This window comes from Stenotrophomonas sp. HMSC10F06 (assembly GCF_001807865.1).
GTDB classification, from domain to species: Bacteria; Pseudomonadota; Gammaproteobacteria; order Xanthomonadales; family Xanthomonadaceae; genus Stenotrophomonas; species Stenotrophomonas bentonitica_A.
In genome coordinates this window covers 76,356-82,617 of sequence record NZ_KV791291.1, presented here as the reverse complement: position 1 = coordinate 82,617, position 6,262 = coordinate 76,356, and the positions used below count along the sequence as shown (strand labels likewise).

At 67.5% G+C, this 6,262-nt stretch carries 4 protein-coding genes; all 4 read left to right on the top strand.

Annotated elements, in window-relative coordinates; genetic code table 11:
• Window positions 1–1,118 (top strand): sugar MFS transporter (locus tag HMPREF3113_RS12355; protein ID WP_254665289.1); only part of this gene is annotated, 1,118 nt, incomplete at its 5' end.
• Between the two features lie 7 nt (window positions 1,119–1,125).
• Entirely contained in the window at window positions 1,126–2,121 is a 996-nt protein-coding gene (locus HMPREF3113_RS12350; RefSeq protein WP_070472937.1) for a carbohydrate kinase family protein, read from the top strand.
• Window positions 2,118–3,311, top strand: a complete 1,194-nt coding sequence (locus HMPREF3113_RS12345; protein WP_070472933.1) for an AGE family epimerase/isomerase — start codon at window positions 2,118–2,120, stop codon at window positions 3,309–3,311. The genes HMPREF3113_RS12350 and HMPREF3113_RS12345 overlap by 4 nt, the downstream gene beginning before the upstream one ends.
• Window positions 3,312–3,465: 154 nt before the next feature.
• The gene (locus HMPREF3113_RS12340; RefSeq protein ID WP_070472930.1) at window positions 3,466–6,135 is read left to right on the top strand and encodes a beta-mannosidase; all 2,670 of its coding nucleotides are present in this window, start codon (window positions 3,466–3,468) and stop codon (window positions 6,133–6,135) included.
• The last annotated feature ends 127 nt before the right edge of the window (window positions 6,136–6,262 follow it).

The window sequence follows — 6,262 nt, the reverse complement described above, 5'->3', positions numbered from 1 at the left end:
TCACCTTCTTCGGCGCGTACTTCCTGATGTCGGTGCCGGCCAGTCGCCTGGTCGCACGGCTGGGCTACAAGAACGGCATCGTGGCCGGCCTTGCCATCGCCGCAGTGGGCGCGCTCGGCTTCTGGCCCGCGGCCGAGCTGCGCGTGTATGAAGCCTTCCTGGGTGCGCTGTTCGTGCTGGCCACGGGTATCACTGTCCTGCAGGTGGCGGCCAACCCGTATGTGGCGCTGCTCGGTCCGGAACAGACGGCGTCGAGCCGACTGACCCTGGCCCAGGCGCTGAACTCGCTGGGGACCGCGATCGCGCCGATCTTCGGTGGCCTGCTCATCCTGGGCAACACCGTCAAGAGTGCGGACGAGATCAATGTGCTGCCGATGGCCGAACAGCTGGCCTATCGCACCCAGGAAGCCCAGTCGGTGCAGGGCCCGTATGTCGGCCTGGCAATCGCGCTGGTCCTGCTTGCCGTGTTCGTCTATCTGTTCCGCCTGCCGGCACTGAATGAGACGACCGAGCAGAACAGCAGCGACAAGCACACCCTGATGGAGGCGCTGCGTCACCGCCACGTCCGGTTCGGCGTGCTCGGCATCTTCTTCTACGTGGGTGCGGAAGTGGCGGTCGGCAGCGTGCTGGTGAACTACCTGTCGCTGCCGAACATCGGCGGCTTCAGCGAACAGCAGGCCACGCATTACGTCTCTGCGTACTGGACGATGGCGATGATCGGCCGCTTTGCCGGTTCGGCCATCATGACCCGCTTCTCGCCGCGCCTGCTGCTGACCCTGTTCGCCAGCATGAACGTGGCGCTGCTGGCGCTGACCATGCTCACCCAGGGGCAGGTGGCGCTGTACTCGGTGGTGGCGATCGGCCTGTTCAACTCGATCATGTTCCCGACGATCTTCGCGCTGAGCATCGAACGCCTGGGCACGCTGACCACCAAGGCGTCGAGCCTGCTGATCATGGCGATCGTCGGCGGGGCGCTGATCCCGGTCCTGCAGGGCAAGCTGGCCGACCATATCGGCCTGCAGCCGTCCTTCATCCTGCCGCTGCTGTGCTACGGCTACATCATCTTCTACGGCCTGTGGGGCTCGCGCCCGGCCGCTGGAATCCGCCAGGGAGCTTGAGGCCACGATGTCCAAGATTGTTTGTTTCGGCGAGATTTTGATCGATCTACTTGCCCAACCGCCGGCCACCCCGGACACCCCGCGTGCCTTCCTGCAGTACGCCGGCGGTGCGCCCGCCAACGTCGCCGTTGCGGCGGCGCGGCTTGGTGCGGACACCCATTTTGCCGGGATGCTCGGCCAGGACATGTTCGGCGATTTCCTCGCCGAGAGCCTGGCCAGTGCCGGCGTGGCGACCGACTGCATCGTGCGTACCGACGCGGCCAAAACAGCGCTGGCGTTCGTGGCACTGGATGCCAGCGGCGAACGCAGCTTCAGCTTCTACCGCCCGCCGGCGGCCGATCTGCTGTTCCGCAGTTCGCACTTCCACCCGAACTGCTTTGAAGGCACGCGCAGCTTCCATGTGTGCTCCAACAGCCTGACCGAGGCCGAGATCGCACAGGCCACGTTGGAGGGCATGCGCCGCGCCCACCAGGCCGGTGCGATGGTCAGCATTGATCTCAACCTGCGCCCGGCGCTGTGGCCGACCGGTGTCGACCCGTTGCCGCGGTTGTGGGAAGCGCTGTCGCTGGCCGACCTGGTCAAGCTCTCGCGCGAAGAACTGGAGTACCTGGCGGCCGCGGTGCCGGGCGGTGACGCGGCCGTGATCGAGCGGCTGCTGGGTGCGCAGGCGCAGGCGGTGGTGATCACCGACGGCGCCGCGCCGATCCGCTGGCATACCCGCCACACCCACGGCGTGCTGACCGGTTTCCGCGTGACCACGGTTGATTCCACCGCGGCGGGCGATGCCTTTGTCGGCGGCCTGCTGTTCGGCATCGGCGAGCGCGGCGGTGACGGCACCGGATTTGCCGCGTTCTGCCAGGACCCCACGGCGCTGGTGGATGCGATCCGTTTCGGTGCGGCCGTCGGTGCATTGGCCGTGACCCGCAAGGGTGCCTTCGCCGCGATGCCCAGCCTTCATGAAGTCCAGCAACTGCTGCAGCAACAACAGGATGACGCCGCATGACCACGCCGGTTCCGCCGACCCCCGACTTCCGCTCGCCCGCGTTCCTGCGCGCCCACATCGCCCAGACGATGGCGTTCTACCAGCCGCATGAAATCGACCCCAACGGCGGTTTCTTCCACTACTACCGTGACGATGGCAGCGTGTACGACGCCAGCCACCGCCATCTGGTCAGCAGCACCCGGTTCGTGTTCAACCACGCCATGGCCTACCGCGAGTTCGGCAAGCCGGAAGATCTGGCCGCAGCCGAACACGGCCTCCGCTACCTGCGCGAGGTGCACCGCAACCCGGCGACCGGCGGTTATGCCTGGACGCTGCGCGATGGTGTGGTCGAAGACGCGACCAACCACTGCTACGGCGTGGCGTTCGTGCTGCTGGCCTACAGCTGCGCGCTGAAGGCCGGCATCAACGAGGCCCGTGCGTGGATGGACGAGACCTGGCAACTGCTGGAGATGCGCTTCTGGGAGCCGGCGTTCGGCCTGTACAAGGACGAAGCCGACGCCGATTGGACCTTCAGCGATTACCGCGGCCAGAACGCCAACATGCACATGTGCGAGGCGATGCTGGCCGCGTTCGAGGCCAGTGGCGAGCAGCGTTACCTGGATCGTGCGCTGCTGCTGGCCGACCACATGACCCGCCGCCAGGCGGCGCAGGGCGACGGGCTGGTGTGGGAGCACTACGACACCCAGTGGCAGATCGACTGGAACTACAACCGTGACAATCCCAAGCACCTGTTCCGCCCCTGGGGTTTCCAGCCGGGGCATCAGACCGAGTGGGCCAAGCTGCTGCTGATCCTGGATCGCCACGTACAGGCCGACTGGCTCGTGCCGACCGCGCGGCATCTGTTCGATGTGGCGGTGGAACGCAGCTGGGACGCCGAACGCGGCGGCCTGTACTACGGGTTCGCCCCGGACGGCAGCGTGTGCGATGACGACAAGTACTTCTGGGTGCAGGCCGAATCGCTGGCCACCGCCGCGCTGCTGGCCAAGCGCACCGGCGACGCCGTGTACTGGGACTGGTACGACAAACTGTGGGGCTACGCCTGGCAGCACATGATCGATCATCGCTACGGCGCCTGGTATCGCATCCTGGACGCGGACAACCGCAAGTACAGCGATGAGAAGAGCCCGGCCGGCAAGACCGACTACCACACTATGGGCGCGTGCTACGAAGTGCTCAACGTAGTGCGTTGAATCAGTAGCCGACCGCCGGTCGGCTACCCCACCCCGGTAGAGCCGACCGTTGGTCGGCTGCACCAACCCCGGTAGAGCCGACCGTTGGTCGGCTGCACCAACCCCGGTAGAGCCGACCGTTGGTCGGCTGCTCCCGCAGCCAGGCAGATCCCCAATGCGCACGCACAGCCGTCTCCATGTCGTTGCACCGGCCTGCTGGCTGATGCTGGTCCTGCTGGCCGCCTGGGCACTGCCCGTGGCAGCCGCCCCGCTGGCGGCGGAGTGGTCATTCCGCCTGCTACCCGGCGACGCGCGCGGTGCCGCGCATCCTGGCCTGCAACAGTGGCGCCCGGCGCAGGTGCCCGGCGCCGTGCACACCGACCTGCTGGCGCAGGGGCAGATTCCGGATCCCTACGTCGGCGCCCCGGAGGCCGGGCTGCAGTGGATCGGCCTGGCCGATTGGGAGTACCGCGCACGGTTCGACGTGGATGCCGGCACGCTCGCCCGTGCGCATGCCGAGCTGGCGTTCGACGGGCTCGACACGTTCGCCACGGTCACCCTCAACGGTCAGCCACTGCTGCAGGCCGACAACAGCCATCGCACCTGGCGGGCCCGGGTCGACGGGAAGCTGCGCGCGCGCGGCAATGAACTGCGCATCGCGCTGCGCTCGCCGATCCGCACCCTGCTGCCGGGCGTGCAGGCGATGCCGCACAAGATCGCCGGCAACTATCCCTCGCCCTATGGCGATGAGCCAAAAGACGCGATGGTCGGCAATTTCGTGCGCAAGCCGGGCTACCACTTCGGCTGGGACTGGGGCCCGCGATACGTGACCGCCGGCATCTGGCGCCCAGTGCAACTGGAGAGCTGGGACGCGCAGCGCCTGACCGCGCTGACCGTGCAGACCCGCGCCCTGGATGCGACGCGGGCGGACCTTGAGGTTGCGGTGGAGGTGGAGAGTGCTGCCGTCGGCACTGCAGCGGTGCAGGTCGAGGTGCTGGATCCGGACGGCAAGCGCGTGGCGCGCATCGACCGCAAGGCCCTGCTCAAGGCCGGTGACAACCGGATCGTCATGCCGGTCGCGCTATCGCAGCCACGGCGCTGGTGGCCGGCCGGGCAGGGCGAGCAGGCGCGATACACAGTGCGCGCCACGCTGGCCCCTGGCACGACGGACGCGACCCGCATCGAGCAGCGCACCGGCCTTCGCACCGTCGAGCTGCGCCGGGAAGTGGACCGCAACGGCGGGCAGGGGTTCGCATTCGTGATCAACGGCGTGCCGATCTTCGCCAAGGGCGCCAACGTGATCCCGTTCGACATGTTCCCGGCGCGCGTGGACGCGGCGCGGATCCGGCGTGAGCTGACCGCTGCGCGCGATGCCAACATGAACATGCTGCGCAACTGGGGCGGCGGCTACTACGAAGATGACGTGTTCTTCGACATCGCCGACGAACTCGGTCTGCTGGTCTGGCAGGACTTCATGTTCGGGGGCGGCATGCAGCCCGGCTACGACCCGGACTTCCGCGCGAACGTGGTCGCCGAGGCGCGCGACAACGTGCGGCGCCTGCGACATCACCCCAGCGTGGTGCTGTGGTGTGGCAACAACGAAGAAGAAACCGCGTGGAAGGACTGGGGCCACGGCCGCGACCTGACCGCTGCCGATCCCGCGTTCGCCGCGAAGGTCTGGCAGGGCTACGTTGACCTGTTCGGCAATGACCTGCGCCAGGTGGTGGCCGAGGAGGGCCTGGGCGTGCCGTACTGGTCGAGCTCGCCGAGCAACGACCTGGACGAGAAGGCCAACGATTCCACCCGCGGCGACAAGCACTACTGGCAGGTGTGGGGCAATCCGGCCCTGCCGGTCACCGCCTACCTGCACGAAACGCCGCGCTTCATGTCCGAGTACGGGCTGCAGGCCTGGCCGGTGCTGCGCACGCTGGACGGCATCATTCCCGCCGCGGAACAGCAGGTGGACAGCCCGACGGTGCGCGCGCACCAGAAATTCATGGCAGGCGAGGGCAACCAGCGCCTGCTCAAGTACATCGAGGAGGAGTACGGCACGCCGCGCGACTTCCCGGCCTTCGTGTATCTGAGCCAGGTGATGCAGGCCGACGGCATCCAGCTCGCCGCGCTGCATCACCGCGCCTCCAGGCCGTACACGATGGGCTCGCTGTACTGGCAGCTCAACGATGTGTGGCCGGGCGCCTCGTGGTCCAGCATCGACTACGCCGGCCGCTGGAAAGCGCTGCACTTCCACGCCAAACGGTTCTTCGCCGACCACGCGGTGGCCGCATTGCGCGACGAAGGCGTGACCCGGGTGAGCCTGCTCAACGATCGTCAGCAGGGCCTGCAGGCGACGTGGCGGATGCGGGTGATGGATCTCGATGGCGCGCTGCGCAATGAGCAGCGGCATACCGTGGCACTGCCGCCGTTGTCCGCGCTGGAGGTGGGGCGATTCGCCGACGCGGACCTGTTGAAGGGCGCCGAGCCCACCCGCACGGTGGCGGTAGTCGAGCTGTTCGATGGCGCCACGCTGTTGTCGCAGCAGGTGGTGTATTTCGTCCCGGCCAAGGCGTTGGCGCTGTCACCTGCGACCATTGATGCTGAGCTGCGCGCCGACGGCAACGGCAACGGCAACGGCAACGGCAACGGCTACGTGTTGACGCTGCGCTCGCCGAAGCTGGTGCGTGCGCTGTGGATCGCCTTCGACGGCGTGGATGCCACCCTGGACGACAACGCGCTGGACCTGGTGCCGGGCGAGACCGTCACCATCCGCCTGCGCAGTGAGGCGGACCTGGACAAGCTGCGTGATGCGCTGCGCTTCACCTCGCTTGCGGATACGAAGGCAAGGTAACGCAACGGGCGACCGGCATGGCGTCAGCCGATGGGGGTAAAGGCGACCGGTAGAGCCGAAGGTAGAGCCGACTGTTAGTCGGCTGCTCTTCTTCGATCGGCATGGCGTTAGCCGACTAACAGTCGGC